The organism is Streptomyces sp. NBC_01190 (assembly GCF_045039895.1).
In the GTDB taxonomy this organism is placed as follows: domain Bacteria; phylum Actinomycetota; class Actinomycetes; order Streptomycetales; family Streptomycetaceae; genus Actinacidiphila.
The window spans coordinates 4,909,390-4,922,932 of sequence record NZ_CP108580.1; the positions used below are offsets into that span (position 1 = coordinate 4,909,390).

Annotated in this window: 12 protein-coding genes; 9 read left to right on the forward strand and 3 right to left on the reverse strand. The window is 70.7% G+C overall.

Translation table 11 applies throughout. The annotated features are described in order from the left end of the window. Positions 1 to 101: 101 nt before the first annotated feature. The 7 genes from hemL (at position 102) to ccsB (ending at position 8,427) form a co-directional block, all read left to right on the forward strand. Positions 102 to 1,430 carry a glutamate-1-semialdehyde 2,1-aminomutase gene (hemL, locus tag OG519_RS20505; RefSeq protein ID WP_405585920.1) on the forward strand — a complete coding sequence of 443 codons (1,329 nt, stop codon included), beginning with the start codon at positions 102 to 104 and terminating at the stop codon, positions 1,428 to 1,430. After that, complete coding sequence (locus tag OG519_RS20510) at positions 1,427 to 2,194, forward strand: histidine phosphatase family protein (RefSeq protein ID WP_405585922.1); 768 nt, start codon at positions 1,427 to 1,429, stop codon at positions 2,192 to 2,194. The genes hemL and OG519_RS20510 overlap by 4 nt, the downstream gene beginning before the upstream one ends. A 388-nt stretch (positions 2,195 to 2,582) precedes the next feature. Continuing rightward, positions 2,583 to 3,866 carry a hypothetical protein gene (locus OG519_RS20515; RefSeq protein ID WP_405585925.1) on the forward strand — a complete coding sequence of 428 codons (1,284 nt, stop codon included), beginning with the start codon at positions 2,583 to 2,585 and terminating at the stop codon, positions 3,864 to 3,866. A gap of 202 nt (positions 3,867 to 4,068) precedes the next feature. Beyond that, a complete protein-coding gene (locus OG519_RS20520) occupies positions 4,069 to 4,677 on the forward strand; it encodes a TlpA family protein disulfide reductase (protein WP_405585927.1) in 609 nt (202 codons plus the stop codon). A 1-nt stretch (position 4,678) separates the two neighbouring features. Then, the gene (locus OG519_RS20525; protein WP_405585930.1) at positions 4,679 to 5,476 is read left to right on the forward strand and encodes a cytochrome c biogenesis CcdA family protein; all 798 of its coding nucleotides are present in this window, start codon (positions 4,679 to 4,681) and stop codon (positions 5,474 to 5,476) included. A 3-nt stretch (positions 5,477 to 5,479) separates the two neighbouring features. Next, positions 5,480 to 7,312, forward strand: coding sequence for a cytochrome c biogenesis protein ResB (locus OG519_RS20530; RefSeq protein WP_405585933.1), 1,833 nt, complete (start codon positions 5,480 to 5,482; stop codon positions 7,310 to 7,312). Further along, positions 7,312 to 8,427, forward strand: coding sequence for a c-type cytochrome biogenesis protein CcsB (gene ccsB, locus OG519_RS20535; protein WP_405585936.1), 1,116 nt, complete (start codon positions 7,312 to 7,314; stop codon positions 8,425 to 8,427). The genes OG519_RS20530 and ccsB overlap by 1 nt, the downstream gene beginning before the upstream one ends. Positions 8,428 to 8,498: 71 nt before the next feature. Here ccsB and OG519_RS20540 read toward each other — a convergent pair whose 3' ends face one another. Beyond that, on the reverse strand, positions 8,499 to 8,888 hold the full coding sequence (locus OG519_RS20540; RefSeq protein ID WP_405585939.1) for a PLD nuclease N-terminal domain-containing protein: 390 nt from the start codon (positions 8,886 to 8,888) through the stop codon (positions 8,499 to 8,501). A gap of 115 nt (positions 8,889 to 9,003) precedes the next feature. Here OG519_RS20540 and OG519_RS20545 point away from each other — a divergent pair, with 115 nt between their 5' ends. Together OG519_RS20545 and mqnP are read left to right on the forward strand one after the other, a co-directional pair. After that, on the forward strand, positions 9,004 to 10,461 hold the full coding sequence (locus OG519_RS20545; protein WP_405585941.1) for a menaquinone biosynthesis decarboxylase: 1,458 nt from the start codon (positions 9,004 to 9,006) through the stop codon (positions 10,459 to 10,461). Then, positions 10,458 to 11,375, forward strand: a complete 918-nt coding sequence (mqnP, locus tag OG519_RS20550; protein ID WP_405585944.1) for a menaquinone biosynthesis prenyltransferase MqnP — start codon at positions 10,458 to 10,460, stop codon at positions 11,373 to 11,375. The genes OG519_RS20545 and mqnP overlap by 4 nt, the downstream gene beginning before the upstream one ends. Positions 11,376 to 11,455: 80 nt before the next feature. Here mqnP and OG519_RS20555 read toward each other — a convergent pair whose 3' ends face one another. Together OG519_RS20555 and OG519_RS20560 are read right to left on the reverse strand one after the other, a co-directional pair. Further along, positions 11,456 to 12,592, reverse strand: a complete 1,137-nt coding sequence (locus tag OG519_RS20555; RefSeq protein WP_405585947.1) for a hypothetical protein — start codon at positions 12,590 to 12,592, stop codon at positions 11,456 to 11,458. A gap of 256 nt (positions 12,593 to 12,848) precedes the next feature. Then, positions 12,849 to 13,391, reverse strand: coding sequence for a rhomboid family intramembrane serine protease (locus OG519_RS20560; RefSeq protein WP_405592870.1), 543 nt, complete (start codon positions 13,389 to 13,391; stop codon positions 12,849 to 12,851). Positions 13,392 to 13,543: the final 152 nt, after the last annotated feature.

Below are 13,543 nucleotides of genomic sequence, written 5' to 3' on the forward strand. Positions count from 1 at the left end.
TACCCGACCATCCGCTGACCCAACCATGCAACCCGATCATCGTCTCAGATGCAGGGTTGAGACGTTGCGGCGCAACGCCCGGCGTTTGAGAGCATGTATAGGTGAACGATCCCGTGAGCCCCAAGAACTACCCGTACGAAGCACCAGTGTCCCAGGAACTCTTCGACCGTGCGGCGGCCGTGACGCCAGGAGGCGTGAACTCTCCGGTCCGGGCGTTCCGGGCGGTGGGCGGTACGCCCCGATTCATGGTGTCCGGCACCGGTGCGTACCTCACCGACGCGGACGGGCGTGAGTACGTCGATCTCGTCTGCTCCTGGGGCCCGATGATCCTCGGCCACGCCCACCCCGAGGTGCTCGCCGCCGTGCGGTCCGCGGTGGACCGCGGCACCTCCTTCGGCACCCCTGGCGAGGGCGAAGTGGCGCTGGCCGAGGCGATGGTGGCCCGGGTCGAACCCCTCGACCAGGTACGGCTGGTGTCGTCCGGCACGGAGGCGACGATGTCGGCGATCCGGCTCGCCCGCGGCTTCACCGGGCGGGCCAAAGTGGTCAAGTTCGCGGGGTGCTACCACGGACATGTGGACGCGCTTCTGGTGGCCGCGGGTTCCGGTGTCGCCACGTTCGGGTTGCCTGACACCCCTGGGGTGACGGGCGCGCAGGCCGGCGACACGATCGTGCTGCCGTACAACGACGTCGAGGCCGTACGGCAGGCGTTTTCCGCGCACCCCGGTGAGATCGCCTGCGTCATCACCGAGGCGTCGCCGGGCAACATGGGTGTGGTGCCGCCGCGTGACGGCTTCAACGCGGCGCTGAAACAGCTCAGTACGGAGAACGGCGCGCTCTACGTCTCCGACGAGGTGATGACGGGATTCCGGGTCGACCGCGCCGGGTGGTACGGGATCGACGGCGTACGGCCGGACCTGATGACCTTCGGCAAGGTGATGGGCGGCGGCTTCCCCGCGGCGGCGTTCGGCGGCCGGGGCGATGTGATGGCGCTGCTGGCGCCGGCCGGGCCGGTCTACCAGGCGGGCACGCTGTCGGGTAACCCGATCGCCACGGCGGCCGGGCTGGCGCAGCTCCGGCTGCTGGACGAGGCGGCGTACGCGACGGTGGACGCGGTCTCGGCGGAGATCAGGGGGCTGGTCGCCGAGGCGCTCACCAAGGAGGGCGTGGCCCACCGGGTGCAGACGGCGGGCAACATGTTCTCGGTCTTCTTCACCGATCACGAGGTGCGGGACTTCGAGGACGCCAAGCGGCAGGAGGCGTTCCGCTTCACCGCCTTCTTCCACGCGATGCTGGCGCGGGGTGTGTATCTGCCGCCGTCGGCGTTCGAGTCCTGGTTCGTATCCACCGCGCACGACGAGCGGGCCGTGGCGCGGATCGCCGCCGCGCTGCCCGCGGCCGCGCGCGCCGCAGCGGAGGCACAGGTATGAGTGAGGCGGGTTTTCAGGGTGCCGAGGGTGGCGGGGGTGCCGAGGGTGCCGGCGCTTCCGGGGGTTCCGGGGGGGCCGGCGGTTCGGCCGGTACGGAGCTGACCGTCGTCCATCTGATGCGGCACGGTGAGGTGCACAACCCCGGCGGTGTGCTCTACGGGCGCAGCCCGGGGTACCACCTGTCCGAGCTGGGCCGGCGGATGGCCGACCGGGTCGCCGAGCATCTGGCCGGGCGGGACATCCGCCATGTGGTGGCGTCCCCGTTGGAGCGGGCGCAGGAGACGGCGGCGCCGATCGCCGCGTCGCACCAGGTGGAGGTGGCCACGGACGGGCGGCTGATCGAGGCGGCCAACATCTTCGAGGGCAAGGCGTTCGGGGTCGGCGACGGGGCGCTGCGCAAGCCGTCCAACTGGAAATACCTGGTGAACCCGTTCAAGCCGAGCTGGGGCGAGCCGTACGTGGAGCAGGTGGCGCGGATGACGGCGGCGCTCGACGCGGCGCGGGACGCCGCGCGCGGGCACGAGGCGGTGTGCGTCAGCCATCAGCTCCCCATCTGGGTGATGCGCTGCTCCGCCGAGCATCGGCGGCTGTGGCACGACCCCCGCAACCGTCAGTGCACCCTGGCGAGTCTCACCTCTTTCACCTACGAGGGTGACCGCATCGTCTCCGTCGCCTACACCGAGCCGGCGCTCGATCTGGTCCCCCCTCACCTCCGCGCGGGCGCGAAGCGGGTCCCGGGGGCATCCAAGTCCGCCGGAGCGTAGCCCTCGGAGGGCCGCACCGGACCCACCACCTCGGCCCCCACCGGCCCCTGCGGGGAGCTTCCGGCTCCGCCGGGCCCGGGCTTCCGCCGACGGCGTGCGGCCCCCCCGGGCCGGGGGCTTCCGGCTGCGCCGGTTTGCGGGGGTCCGGGCGGCGGGGGCGGGCCTTTCCGGTGGAGCCCCGTGCGGCAGTGGTCTGGGTGGGCCCCGCAGGGTGGGGTGGGGGCGATGTGGTGATATTTTTGGGCCGTTTGGGGGGTGTTGGGGGGATCGGGACGATTCGGTGGGGGTGGGCGGAAACTCTCAGGGGGCGGGAGGTCGGCCCCCATTTTCGCTCAGGCGGCTTCCCGGGGCAGGCAGATCCGGGGACGCAGAAAGACGGGGATCGCACATGAGTGCTTTGAGCCGCAGGACCCTGCTGACCACTGCCGCCGGAGCAGCCGCGAGCGTGGTCGTGGGGTGCGGCACCGAACTCGCCGAGAAGGAACCGGCACCGGGCGGCCGCAAGGGCCAGAAATCCGGGGCCAGCGCGAACCGCCGGCCGGCCCGCCCGCTCTCCCTGATCGGCGACGGCTCCACCGCCCGCACCGGCGCCCAGCCCAACCAGCCCGTCGTGGAGAAGCTGGAGCCCGGCCAGACCCCGCCCCAGTTCGTGATCTTCTCCTGGGACGGCGCCGGCGAGGTCGGTACCGGCCTCTTCCCCCGCTTCCTCAAGCTCGCCGCCGACCACGGCGCCCGGATGACCTTCTTCCTCTCCGGCATCTACCTGCTCCCGGAGACCGAGAAACTCGCCTACGCCCCGCCGAACAACCCCGTCGGCGCCAGCGAGATCGGCTACCTCACCGACGAGCACCTCCGCCTCACCCTGGAGAACATCCGCCGCGCCTGGCTCGACGGCCACGAGATCGGCACCCACTTCAACGGCCACTTCTGCGCCGGCGGCGGCAGCGTCGGCAACTGGACCCCGGCCGACTGGCAGAGCGAGATCGACCAGGCGAAACGTTTCGTCACCTCCTGGAAGACCAGCACCGGCTGGGACGACCTGCCCCCGCTGCCCTTCGACTACGAGGCCGAACTCGTCGGCGGCCGCACCCCCTGCCTGCTCGGCCAGGACAACCTGCTGCCCACCGCCGCCGCCCTCGGCTGGCGCTACGACGCGAGCTCCCCCGGCGGCAACCAGGTCTGGCCCGGCAAGCGCGGCGGCCTCTGGGACCTGCCGCTCCAGCTCATCCCCTTCCCCGGCCACAGCTTCGAAGTGCTGTCGATGGACTACAACATGCTGGCCAACCAGTCGAAGACCGCCACCAGCTCCGACCCGCGCAACTATCCCGGCTGGCGCGCCCAGGCCACCGCCTCCTACCTGGCCGGCTTCCAGCGGGCGTACGAGACCAACCGCGCGCCCCTCTACATCGGCAATCACTTCGAGCAGTGGAACGGCGGCATCTACATGGACGCCGTCGAAGAAGCGTTCAAGCAGATCGCCGCCCTCGGCGAGCGGGACGTCCGGATGGTCTCCTTCCGGCAGTTCGTCGACTGGCTGGACGCCCAGGACCCGGCGGTCCTCGACCGGCTGCGCCAACTGGAGGTCGGCGAGAAGCCGCCGGGCGGCTGGAGCGAGTTCCTGGCGCCGGTCACCATGACCGCGCCGCCCCAGCCGGCGGTCCCCACCGCCTGACCCGCGGCCCGACCCACACCCCGCCGGCCCGTACCGCCGCACCCGGCGGCCTCCGCAGCCGCACCCCCGCAGGCCCCGCAACCGCACCCCGCAGGGCCCCGCGCCTCCGCCTCACCGGTCCTTACTTGGGGCGATTGCCGCTTTTGGGGTCGCTGTCGGGGGGTGGGAGAGATCGCCCGGAGGCCCATGCGAAACTTTTCACATGAGTCCTACGCGCGTCCCCCGACGCCGCCCGTTCCGCAGTGCCGCGGCGCTCGCCGGATTCGTGGTGCTGGCGCTGGCCGCCGCGGCCTGCACATCCGGTTCCGCCGGTTCCTCGGCCAGCGGCACCAACTTCGTCGGCGGCAGCGGCCAGATCTCCACGGTGAAGGCCGCCGACCGCGTGGCCGCCCCGGACATCTCGGGCAAAACCGTCGACGGCGGCCGGGCCAGCCTGGCGGCGTACAAGGGCAAGGTCGTAGTGATCAACATCTGGGGTTCGTGGTGCGCCCCCTGCATCGCCGAGGCGCCGAACCTGGCCGTGGTGGCCAACGCGGACAAGGCCAAGGGCGTGGAGTTCCTCGGTATCAACACCCGGGACCAGACGGTCGGGGCCGCCCGGTTCGAGAAGACCAACCACATCCCGTACCCCAGCCTCTTCGACCCCTCGGGCAAGCAGATCCTGCGCTTCCCCAAGGGCAGCCTCAACCCGCAGAGCCTGCCCGCGACCCTGGTCATCGACCGGCAGGGGCGGGTGGCGGGTCGGGCGCTGAAGGCGCTCAGCGAGGACGAACTCCGTGAGCTGATCGACCCGATCGCCGCGGAGAAGTGACGTGACATCCGGCGCGCCGGCCGTCCTGGCGGCCGTTCCCAGCCCCGTCGTCCTCGCCGACGCCAGCCAGACGGTGCTTACCGGAGCGCTGGTGGCGGCCATACCGGTCGCCATGTTCGCCGGGCTGATCTCCTTCTTCTCCCCGTGCGTACTGCCGCTGGTGCCCGGCTATCTGTCGTACGTGACCGGGATCACCGGCACCGATCTGGCGGAGGCCAAGCGCGGCCGGATGGTGGTCGGCGCCTCGCTCTTCGTCCTCGGCTTCAGCGCCGTGTTCATCTCCACCGGCGCCCTGTTCGGCAACTTCGGCTGGACGCTCCAGGAGCACCGCGACACCCTCACCCGGATCTTCGGCGCCATCACCATCGTGCTCGGCCTCGCCTTCATGGGCCTGGTCGGCGGCATCACCCAGCGCGAGTTCCGCTTCCACTACCGGCCGGCCGTCGGCCTGGCGGGCGCGCCGCTGCTCGGTGTGCTCTTCGGCCTCGGCTGGGCGCCGTGCGTCGGCCCGACCCTCGGCGCGGTGGAGTCGCTGGCGATCACCGACGCCAGCGCGGGCCGCGGCGCGCTGCTGATGGTCTTCTACTGCGCGGGACTCGGGCTCCCCTTCATCGTGGCGGCGGTGGCCTTCCGCCGTACGCTGGGCGCCTTCACATGGGTCAAACGCCACTACGCGTGGGTGATGCGGCTCGGCGGTGGCATGCTCGTCGCCGTCGGCGTGCTGCTGGTCACCGGCGTGTGGGTGCACATCACCCAGCAGATGCAGATCTGGTCGAGCAGCTTCACCCCAGGGGTCTGACCCATGAGCATCACGCAGAAGCCGGACGGCGACGCCCGCACCACCGCCGACCGGGCCGCCGGCCAGGAACCCGCCGAGGAGGGCCTGGGCGCGGCCGGCGCGCAGCTCAGCACCCAGCCGGTGGACAGCCTCGCGCAGGTCCCCTCGCTGACCGTGCTCGGCTGGCTGCGCTGGATGTGGCGGCAGCTCACCTCGATGCGGGTCGCGCTGATCCTGCTCTTCCTGCTGTCGCTGGCCGCGATCCCGGGCTCGCTGATCCCGCAGCGCTCCGACCAGTTGAAGGTGGACCGCTTCACCAAGGCGCACCCCGACGTCAGCCCGCTCTACGACCGGCTCGGCCTCTTCCACGTCTACAGCTCGCCGTGGTTCTCGGCGATCTACATCCTGCTCTTCGTCTCGCTGGCCGGCTGCATCGTGCCGCGCAGCTGGCAGTTCGTCGGCCAGCTCCGGGCCAGGCCGCCGGCCGCCCCGCGCCATCTGACCCGGCTGCCCGCGTACAGCACCTGGCGGACCGACGCCTCGCCCGAGCAGGTCGCCGAGGCGGCCCGTACGGCGCTGCGCGGACGCCGGTTCCGTACCAGCGTCACCGGCACCTCGGTGGCGGCCGAGAAGGGCTATCTGCGCGAGGCCGGCAACCTGCTCTTCCATGTGGCGCTCTTCGGGCTGCTGATCGGCTTCGCGCTGACCTCGCTGGAGAAGGCCGAGGGCGGCAAGCTGATCGTCGAGGGCGGCGGCTTCACCAACAACCTGACGCAGTACGACGACTTCAGCCCCGGCACCTGGTACGGCGCGGACGACCTCAAGCCGTTCGGTTTCGACCTGGACAGCTTCGACGACAAGTACGCGACCTCGGGCCCCGAGCGGGGCACCGCGCTGAAGTTCCAGGCGAACATCCACTACTGGACCGGCGCCGTCGGCAAGGAGACCAAGGGCTCCATCTCGGTCAACCACCCGCTGAACATCGGCGGCGAGAAGGTCTATCTGATCTCCCACGGCTACGCACCCGTGGTCACCGTCAAGGACGGCCAGGGCAACCTGGTCTACCAGGACGCGGTGCCCTTCCTGCCGCAGGACGCCAATCTGACCTCCACCGGCGTGATCAAGGTGGAGACCGCGGTCGGCAAGAACGGCAAGTCCGACCAGCTCGGCTTCTCCGGCATTTTCGCCCCGTCCTTCGCCCTCGACTCGGTCCAGGGCCCGCACTCGGTCTTCCCGACGCTGGCCAACCCGGCGCTGGTGCTGAACGCCTACCACGGCGACCTCGGCATGGCCTCCGGCATCCCGCAGAACGTCTACCAGCTCGACACCCAGCACCTGACGCAGTTCAAGGACGCCAAGGGCCAGCCGGTGAGCAAGGCGCTGGCGGTCGGCCAGACCTGGCAGCTCCCGGGCGGCGGCTCGCTGACCTTCGACGGCGTCAAGACGTGGGCCAGCTTCACCGTCTCGCACCAGTCGGGCAATGTGCTCGCCCTGGTCAGCGGCTTCTGCGCCATCCTCGGTCTGATGGGGTCGCTCTTCATCCAGCGGCGGCGGATCTGGGTCAGGGCGGTCCCGGGCGCGGGCGGCGGCACGCTGGTCGAGCTGGGCGGCCTCGGCCGCAGCGAGTCCGCGCGGATCGCCGACGAACTCGGCGACATCGGCCTGCAACTGCTGCCGACCGCCCCTATGAAACCGGACAGCCCGGCCGGCCCCGCCGATCCGGCCGATCCCGCCGAGCCTGGCGGCCCCGACGACCCGCCGGCCGCGGACACCGCGCCCGGCCCCGAAGGCCCGGAAGACTCCCCAGACCCCGCCCCACCCACGCCCCAGACGAACGACGAAGGAGCCCGCGCGTGATGCACGTCAACCTCGCGGCCGCGGTCAACGAGAACTTCGCGAACTACAGCAACTACCTCATCCGCTCGGCGATGTTCGTCTACGCGCTCGCCTTCCTCGCGCACCTGGCGGAGTGGGTCTTCGGCGGCCGCAGCAGGGTCGCCGTACAGTCCGCCGCCCTCACCACCGAAGCCACCGACGCCGGCGAGGCCGCCGCCGCGGCCGCGCCGTCCACCGTCTCCGTGACGGTGGCCAAGCGCGGTGGCGGCACCACCACCATCGAGCGCCCCAAGGTCATCACCCGGGCCTCGGCCAGCGACCGGGGCATCGCCGACGGACCCGGCGCGGCCGGCGGCACCGAGAAGGGCGACCTGTACGGCCGGATCGCGGTGTCGTTCACCGTGCTGGCCTGGCTGCTGCACGTCGGCGGGGTCGCCTTCCGCGCCGCCTCGGTGCAGCGGGCCCCCTGGGGCAACATGTACGAGTTCTCCACCACCTTCGGCGCGGTGGCCGTCGGCGCGTACCTGCTGCTGCTCGCGCTGAAGAAGGACGTCCGCTGGATCGGCCTCTTCCTCACCACCACGGTGCTGCTCGACCTGGGCCTGGCCCTGTCGGTGCTCTACACGTCGAGCGAGCAGTTGGTACCGGCGCTGCACTCGTACTGGCTGTGGATCCACGTGTCGTGCGCGATCATCTCGGGCGCGATCTTCTATCTGGCCGCCGTCGGCACCCTGTTGTACCTCTTCCGCGACCACTACGAGATGGCGCTGACCGCGGGCCGGGCGCAGGACAACCGCTGGGGCGACATCATGCGGCGGCTGCCGGCCGCGGCGAGCCTGGACAAGTTCGCCTACCGGATGAACGCGCTGGTCTTCCCGCTGTGGACCTTCACCATCATCGCGGGCGCGATCTGGGCGCAGGCCGCCTGGGGCCACTACTGGGAGTGGGACCCGAAGGAGACCTGGTCATTCATCACCTGGGTCGCCTACGCCGGGTACCTGCACGCGCGCGCCACCGCCGGCTGGAAGGGCCGCAAGGCCGCCTACCTGGCGCTGATCGCCTTCGCCTGCTTCCTCTTCAACTACTACGGCGTCAACATCTTCGTCACCGGCAAGCACTCCTACGCCGGGGTGTGACCTCGGAATTCACCACCCGACGACCCCGCGGCCCGCGAAGGCCCCGGGGTCGTCGCCCGTCCCGGCCCCGGCTACTCGCCCTCGGACGGCAGGGTGCCGTCCTCCCGCTTCCGCCTGATCTGCTCGCTCAGCGACTTCAGGAACTCCGGGTTGTCGTCGGGGGCTATCCAGGGCGCCGGCTCCGCGCGCTCCCCGAGCCCGGCCGCTCCGCTTTCGTCCGCCGCGTCCGCACCGCGCCCGCCGAGTCCGTACGCCGACCGCGGGTACTCCGTCGCGATCCGCCGCTTGCCCGCGAGCAGCCAGGCCAGCGGGCCGACCAGGATCTCGCCGAAGAAGACGATGATCAGCAGCCACACCACCTTCGGCAGCCCGCGCACCTGCCGCTTGGGAGTGCCGAGACAGTCCACGAACGCGTAGATCCACACCGTGATGAGCAGCAAGTACGGCAGATAGTGCGCCATCAGACCCTCACGTCCCCCCGATTACCGACCCTTGACCCGGTCCAGGTTAACCAGAGCGCCCCGGGCGCGGGCCCCGCGCGCGGGATCACGGAGCGCGGGGTGGAAGACTGGGCGTATGGCTTACGACGATCTCCGCTCCTTCCTGCGGGCCCTGGAGAAGGACGGCGACCTGCGGCGGATCACCGCCGAGGTGGACCCGTACCTTGAGGTCGGCGAGATCACCGACCGGGTCAACAAGGCCGGCGGGCCCGCGCTGCTCTTCGAGAACGTCCGCGGCTCGCTCGCCCCCCTGGCGATGAACGTCTACGGCACCGACCGGCGGCTGCTCAAGTCCCTCGGCCTGTCCGCGTACACCGACATCGGCGACAAGATCGCCGGACTGCTCAGGCCGGAGCTGCCGCACGGCTTCGTCGGGGTGCGGGAGGCGTTCGGCAAGCTGGCCGGGATGACGCATGTGCCGCCGAAGAAGGTGAAGCCGGGGGACGCGCCGGTGCAGGACGTGGTGCTCAAGGGAGACGAGGTCGATCTGGACCGGCTGCCCGCGCTCTTCACCTGGCCGCAGGACGGCGGCTCCTTCTTCAACCTCGGTCTGACCCACACCAAGGACCCCGAGTCCGGTGTCCGCAACCTGGGCCTGTACCGCTTGCAGCGGCACGACCGCCGCACCGTCGGCATGCACTGGCAGATCCACAAGGACAGCCACAACCACTACCAGGTGGCCCAGCGGCGCGGCGAGCGGCTGCCGGTCGCGATCGCCTTCGGCTGCCCGCCCGCGGTCACCTACGCCGCCACCGCGCCGCTCCCCGGGGACATCGACGAGTACCTCTTCGCCGGCTTCGTGCAGGGCAAGCGGGTGGAGATGGTCGACTGCGTCACGGTGCCGCTCCAGGTGCCTGCCAACGCCGAAGTGGTGATCGAGGGCTGGCTCGAGCCGGGACGGATGCTGCCGGAGGGGCCGTTCGGCGACCACACCGGCTTCTATACCCCGCAGGAGCCGTTCCCCGCGCTCACCGTCGACTGTGTGACGATGCGCAGGCGCCCGCTCTTCCAGTCGATCGTGGTGGGCCGGCCGCCGACCGAGGACGGTCCGCTCGGCCGGGCCACCGAGCGGTTCTTCCTGCCGCTGCTGAAGATCATCGTGCCGGACATCGTGGACTACCACCTGCCGGAGTCGGGCGGCTTCCACAACTGCGCGATCGTCTCGATCGACAAGAAGTACCCCAAGCACGCGCAGAAGACGATGCACGCGATCTGGGGCGCGCACATGATGTCGCTCACCAAGCTGATCGTGGTGGTCGACTCCGACTGCGACGTCCACGACCTGCACGAGGTGGCCTGGCGGGCGCTGGGCAACACCGACTACGCCCGGGACCTGACCATGGTCGAAGGCCCGGTGGACCACCTGGACCACGCGTCGTACCAGCAGTTCTGGGGCGGCAAGGCCGGCATCGACGCGACCCGTAAGCTGCCCGCCGAGGGGTACACCCGCGACGGCGGCTGGCCCGAGATGGTGGTCTCCGATCCGGAGACAGCGGAACTGGTGACCAAGCGGTGGACGGAGTACGGCCTGTGAGCGCCACGACGCCCGACCTTTTCGAGTCCGGACCCCGGCACGACAGCAGGCTGCGGGCCTTTCTGCGGCTGGTGATGATCGAACACTCGGTGTTCGCGCTGCCGTTCGCGTACATCGCCGCGCTGACCGCGATGTTCCGGGACGACGGCTCGGTGCACTGGGGTGAACTGCTGCTGATCACCGTGGCGATGGTGGGCCTGCGCACCTTCGCGATGGCCTGCAACCGGATCATCGACCGGGAGATCGACGCCCGCAACCCGCGCACCGCCAAGCGCGAACTGGTCACCGGGGCGCTGTCGGTACGGTCGGCGTGGACCGGCGCGCTGGTCGCGGTCGTGGTGTTCCTCGGGGCCGCCGCGCTGCTCAACCCGCTCTGCCTGGCGCTGGCGCCGATCGCGGTGGTGCCGATGGTGGTCTATCCGTACGGGAAGCGGTTCACCGACTTCCCGCACGCCATTCTCGGCCTCGCCCAGGCGATGGGGCCGATCGGGGCGTGGCTCGCGGTCACCGGCTCCTGGTCGTGGGACGCGGTGATCCTCGGGGTGGCGGTCGGCGTGTGGATCGGCGGCTTCGACCTGATCTTCGCCTGCCAGGACGTGGCCGCCGACCGGGCGCACGGAGTGAAGTCGGTACCGGCCCGCTTCGGCGTCCCGGCCTCGCTCTACGGCTCCCGGGTCTGCCACGCGGTGACCACCGGGCTGCTGCTCTGGTACGGCCTGGCCACGCGCGCCGGCGCCTTCTGGTGGGTCGGCCTCGCGGTGGTGGCCGGCGCCTTCCTCTACGAGCACTCGATCGTCAAGCCGCACGACCTCAGCCGGCTCAACCGGGCGTTCTTCACGGTGAACGGCGTCATCGGCATCACGCTCTTCGTCTTCGCGCTGTGCGACCTGATCGCGCGCGGCCTGGGCACGTGAGCGCGCGCGGCCCGGGAAGGTGAGTCCCCGGGCCGCGCGCGGCGGCTATGCCGTTTTCCCGGTGCGGGCCGTGCCGCGGCTCAGCTCTGCGGGAGCTGCGTCAGGTCCATGCCCTTGACCAGGTCGTCGAGCGAACCCGGGTCCGCGGTGCCGGAACCGGTCGCGGTGTCGTCGGTGCCGGGCATCATGCTCGACATGAAGAAGCCGATCAGGTCCTGCGGCTTGAGCTCCTTGGCCCCGGCGGGCGCGGACACCGTGGCGGCCTTCCCGTCCAGGGTGACCACCAGCGGCAGCTTGCCCGCGTGTGCCTGGTCGTCGAACTGGGCCAGGTCGACGGTGATCGCGGAGAGCGCGCCGTCCTTGATGGCCAGGTCGACGGCGACCTTCTTGTTCGGCACCTTGTCCAGGTCGTCGAGGTCCGACGCCTTGAAGCCGGGGATCTTCGCGAGGGCGGGCACCAGCCCGGTCTTCAGGTCCTTGGCGAACTGCCGGGCCGGCACGGTCACCTGTACGTGGTCGGCGCCGCCGTGGTTGCCGAGGTCCTTGAAGGTGGCGTCGCGGGCGAGCGCGTTCTTCAGCGCGGCCACCAGCTTCGCCTGGGAGGCGGCGTCGAAACTCGGGACGGCGCTGGGGGTGGCCGAGCTTCCGCCGAGGGTCTTGGCGAGGCCCTCGAAGGTGGCCGGGTCGACGCTGATCCACTCGCCGTTCAGGGCCGCCTTGATGGCGCCCAGGGAGGCGGGCAGTTTGTCCGCGCTGCCGAGGAAGGCGTCGAGGTCCTTCAGGTCCGAGTCGTCGGAGCCGGCGGCACCCTTGTCTGACACGGTCTCGCTGAGCTTCTCGATGCCCTTGATGTCCGCTCGCAGATACAGCTTGCCGGCCACGTCGCGGACCTCGACCAGGTTCTTCTTGGCGGCGGGGTCGGTGGCGAACTGGAAGCCGAACGAGGTGCTCTTGTCGTCGGACTTGAGCTGGCTGAGCGGCTTGTCCGAGCTCACCTCGTAACCGGCGTGCAGGGCGGCCAGCATCGCCGCGTCGCCCTTGGTGAAGTCTTCCTCGTCCTTCAGCGCCGCGTAGATCTGATCGGCGGAGGCGTCGAAGGACAGGCCGACGGTGAGGGACTTCTGGTCGCCGAGCTTGGTGAAGGCGTTCTGGACCTTGCCCTGGGGTGTGGCCTGGGCGGTCCCGCAGGCCGCAGCGCCGGTGGCGATCAGGGCCACAACTCCGGCGGCGGCGAGGCCCTTGCGCTTGGTGATGATGACGGCTCCTCAGTCGCGGCAAAAAACACAATGCTATGAGCTACGACACGAGACTAGTCAGAAGGGTTGCCGAATTTCTTGGGGATTTCCGGTCAGTTGGCGCGCTCTTGACTGCCGGGACCCGGAAGCAACCTTTGCGGCGGCGGATGCGTCGGCGGCCTCGGCGGCCCTATTACCGACGGGGCCGTCACCGGGGCCCGCGGACGAACAGGCGCGGTCAGGGGCCGGTGACCGCCGCCGGGCGGTCCCGCTCGCGGAAGAGGAACGCCGCCGCCACACCGCCGATGAGTCCGAAGAGATGACCCTGCCAGGAGACGCCGGTCGCGGTCGGCAGCACGCCCCACAGGATCGAGCCGTAGAGCACGCCCACGATCAGGCCCACCACGACGTCCAGCGCCCGCCGGTCGACGAAACCGCGGACCAGCAGATAGCTGAAGAGGCCGAAGATCAGCCCGGAGGCACCCGCGGTGTTGGTGTGCGCCGGCGCGACCAGCCACACCCCGAGGCCGCCGATGACGATGATGCTGAACGCCACCGCGAGGAAGCGGCCTATGCCGCGCAGCGCCGCGATGAACCCGAGGACCAGCAGCGGCAGGCTGTTGGAGGCGACATGCTCGAACCCGAAGTGGGTGAACGCCGACGGCACGATGTCCAGCAGCTCGCCGCTCTTGCGCGGCACGATGCCGAGGGTGTCCAGCCGGTGCCCGGCGATGACGTCGATCGCCTCGAGCACCCACAGCAGCGCCACCCACGACACCATCAGGACGGCCGCCGCGGTCACCCGGCCGCCGGCGCGCAGCGGCTTCAGCGCGCTGTCCACCAGACCCGTCCTGGGCCGCGCGGCCCGTCGCTCGGCCTGTCCGTACGTCATCGAAGCCCCCCAGCGGTCCCTCGGTCCATGGCTCACTCCAT